Annotated in this window: 6 protein-coding genes; 2 read left to right on the top strand and 4 right to left on the bottom strand. The window is 45.9% G+C overall.

Annotation, left to right across the window (positions count from 1 at the left end; genetic code table 11):
* Nucleotides 1-190 precede the first annotated feature (190 nt).
* Together C7B77_RS27360 and C7B77_RS27355 are read right to left on the bottom strand one after the other, a co-directional pair.
* Complete coding sequence (locus C7B77_RS27360) at nucleotides 191-535, bottom strand: type II toxin-antitoxin system PemK/MazF family toxin (protein ID WP_106312486.1); 345 nt, start codon at nucleotides 533-535, stop codon at nucleotides 191-193.
* Nucleotides 528-803, bottom strand: a complete 276-nt coding sequence (locus C7B77_RS27355; protein WP_146138558.1) for a hypothetical protein — start codon at nucleotides 801-803, stop codon at nucleotides 528-530. The genes C7B77_RS27360 and C7B77_RS27355 overlap by 8 nt, the downstream gene beginning before the upstream one ends.
* Nucleotides 804-1,099: 296 nt before the next feature.
* Between C7B77_RS27355 and dapB the strand changes: the two genes are divergently transcribed.
* On the top strand, nucleotides 1,100-1,927 hold the full coding sequence (gene dapB / locus C7B77_RS27350; protein ID WP_106312480.1) for a 4-hydroxy-tetrahydrodipicolinate reductase: 828 nt from the start codon (nucleotides 1,100-1,102) through the stop codon (nucleotides 1,925-1,927).
* Between the two features lie 87 nt (nucleotides 1,928-2,014).
* Here the strand turns inward: dapB and C7B77_RS27345 are convergent, their stop codons facing one another.
* A complete protein-coding gene (locus C7B77_RS27345; protein WP_106312477.1) occupies nucleotides 2,015-2,401 on the bottom strand; it encodes a type II toxin-antitoxin system death-on-curing family toxin in 387 nt (128 codons plus the stop codon).
* Nucleotides 2,398-2,595: a ribbon-helix-helix protein, CopG family gene (locus tag C7B77_RS27340; RefSeq protein ID WP_106312474.1), complete on the bottom strand. Its 198-nt coding sequence runs from the start codon at nucleotides 2,593-2,595 to the stop codon at nucleotides 2,398-2,400. The genes C7B77_RS27345 and C7B77_RS27340 overlap by 4 nt, the downstream gene beginning before the upstream one ends.
* Nucleotides 2,596-2,702: 107 nt before the next feature.
* On the opposite strand from C7B77_RS27340, the gene C7B77_RS31575 reads away from it, so the two are divergent.
* Nucleotides 2,703-2,831, top strand: coding sequence for a hypothetical protein (locus C7B77_RS31575; protein ID WP_281261397.1), 129 nt, complete (start codon nucleotides 2,703-2,705; stop codon nucleotides 2,829-2,831).
* The last annotated feature ends 61 nt before the right edge of the window (nucleotides 2,832-2,892 follow it).

Below are 2,892 nucleotides of genomic sequence, written 5' to 3'. Positions count from 1 at the left end.
GGACGCAAGTAAGGTGAAGGATGCTTTGGGGGTAGCGAAGGCAGATTTGGAGAGTGGTTTGGGTTAATAGTAGGCGTGCGGTTGAAACCGCCGCTCGTGATGCGAAACCCGCCTTCGCGGGTTGGGGATATTAGTCCGCAAAGGCGGACTTTGCAACACTAGCGACGATTTCAATCGTGCGGTAATAGAATCAATTTCCAATACTTAAAACAACACCCAATGCTTTACTAACTTCATCCATGTTCTCGTCAGACAAAGTGCCAACTTGCTTGATTAATCGTTGCTGAGAAACCGACCGTACTTGAAAAGTATCAACAGCAGATCTCTTACTCAAACCATTATCACTATTTGGTTCGATCTTTACCATCCATGCTGCCAAGGCAAATGCTTCATTCCATCCGGTAATGGGTGCGATAACTTTCAATCGCAATACTCCTAGCTCGTTATTGCTCACAATCACAGCCGGACGAGTTTTACCAATTTCATCACCAACGGTCGGATCGGCACTATATAGCCAAACTTGACCCCTAAGCATAGTTTTCGTACTCGTAGAAATCATCTTGAGATCGATCGCTAAATTCGGTAAGTTCGCTACCCTCGGCATAAAAATCGCGCATCAATTCAGCCGCAACCGTCAAATTCGTTCGCGGAACATCTCCCTCAGAGAATCGCTCCTTGGTTTTTAAAAATCTCACGAAATTGAGCGTTTCCAAAATTAGATTATCCGGTACAGAACTTAGTTCTTGTAGCAACTGTTCTTTGGCTGTCATGAGGTTGCGCTTGACATAAATACTCTCTAACAATTATAGCTTACTAAGCTTTCAAGTCGTCCCAGATTCGTCAGCGGTTGAAACCGCCGCACGCGCAAGCAAAACCAGCCTACGCAACTCGATCGATCCGATCTTTAAAGATATTCGTCTGCTCTCTTTGGCGTAGCCTCTCTGGAGGAAAATCGGGCGTTGCTGAATTCAGGTATGATTTACTAAAGAATATCAACCAGCTAGTTTCGATCTGTTGACAACATCCTGCTGGAAACCAAACAGCAAGTCTTTCGATGTCATAATAGGCAATGTGGAATTGTCAGCCAAGGAGAATCAGCATGAGTAACCAATCGCCAATCCCTGTAGTCGTCAATGGTGCGGCAGGAAAAATGGGAATAGAAGTCATCAAAGCAGTGGCTAATGCCCCAGATATGGTATTGCTGGGCGCGATCGATCGCAATCCCAAAATACAGGGCGAGGATATCGGCGAAATCGCAGGCTGTGGAGCCTTAGAAGTGCCTGTAATGAACGATCTCCAGGCGATCCTGGTGATGGCATCCCAAGAGAAACAAACACCCGTGATGGTCGATTTTACCCATCCCGATAGTATCTACGAAAACGTCCGATCGGCGATCGCGTATGGCGTGCGTCCGGTTGTTGGTACCACCGGATTGAGTCCCCAGCAGATTCAGGAATTGGCCGAATTTGCCGACAAAGCCAGCACTGGCTGTCTGATTATCCCCAATTTCTCGATCGGGGTAATTTTAATGCAGCAAGCCGCCATTCAAGCTGCCAAATTTTTCGAGCACGTCGAAATCATCGAACTCCATCACAATCAAAAAGCCGATGCGCCCAGCGGTACCGCCATTCAAACCGCCCAACTGCTAGGCGAACTGGGTAAAACCTTCAATCCTCCCAGCGTTACCGAATCCGAGAAAATTGCTGGAGCTAGAGGTTGCATCGCCGACGAAAATATCCGCATCCATAGCGTCCGACTTCCTGGCTATATCGCCCATCAAGAAATTATCTTCGGCGCACCTGGAGAGATCTATCTACTCCGTCACGATACCACCAATCGATCGTGTTATATGCCCGGAGTTCTCCTCGCCATCCGCAAGATTTTGGGACTAAAATCGCTAGTCTACGGATTAGAAAAAATCCTCTAATTTATTGCCTGAATTGTAGTTGGTGGGCAGTGCCCACCCTAATTCTCCCCATGATTTTATTGCCACCAATCAATAAAATCTCGATCGTTATCTAGGTTCGACATTTTGCCGTAGCCAGTTAGTAAAAGCATCTCGATCTAACTCACCCGCAGCCAAAGCCAAGATCGGTCGTTCCTGCTCATCCACCACCGCCTTAATTTCCAGCCGATTCAACACCAAAAATGTCTCCATTGCCGCGTGTCCAGCGCGTTTATTACCATCGACAAATGGATGATTCATCACAATTGAGAACCCCAATGCCGAAGCTTTTTCAATAATTGTGGGATAAAGTTCCTCCCCACCAAAAGTCATGCGTGGCTGTGCGATCGCAGATTCTAAGGCACCCATATCTCGAATACCACCACTTCCCGCTGTCTGCTCTATGATTCTGGAGTGTAGCTCGATTACTTCTGCTAAAGTGAGATAACGAATCATGCTAACCGACGATAGAGTTCGGCATTTTTCTTGAGAACATAATCTGCTGCTCGATCGAACTCATCTTGCGGACGAGCTAGCCAATCTTCTATATTGACGCGCAGTAAATCTTCGGGCGAAACTTGATTGTCTCGTGCTAATTGCTGCAATTTCTGAAGTTGCTCGTCTGAAATATCAATGGTGATAGAAGCCATCGGGAGTTCCTTGATGTCCTAAATATTTGACATTATAACTTTGATAAACCCACATATGAAGCGCGATCGATAATATCTTTTGACAATATTTCGATAAGTACGATCGATTGTCTAATATAATTGGAGCGCGATCGCCCACGGTAGACTACGCCAACGATTGTAAATCTAGCTCGATCGAGAGTAAGATCGATCGACTACCCAATCTGCTAGTTGAAAATTGGGCGTTGCTGAATTGATGTATGATATGGCGATCGAGAGCAAAAAACATTATTCAAAATAGGATGGAATCTTTAGCTA

The organism is Chamaesiphon polymorphus CCALA 037, from assembly GCF_003003845.1.
Classification (GTDB): Bacteria; Cyanobacteriota; Cyanobacteriia; order Cyanobacteriales; family Chamaesiphonaceae; genus Chamaesiphon; species Chamaesiphon polymorphus.
This window is presented reverse-complemented; position numbering and strand designations above follow the sequence as displayed.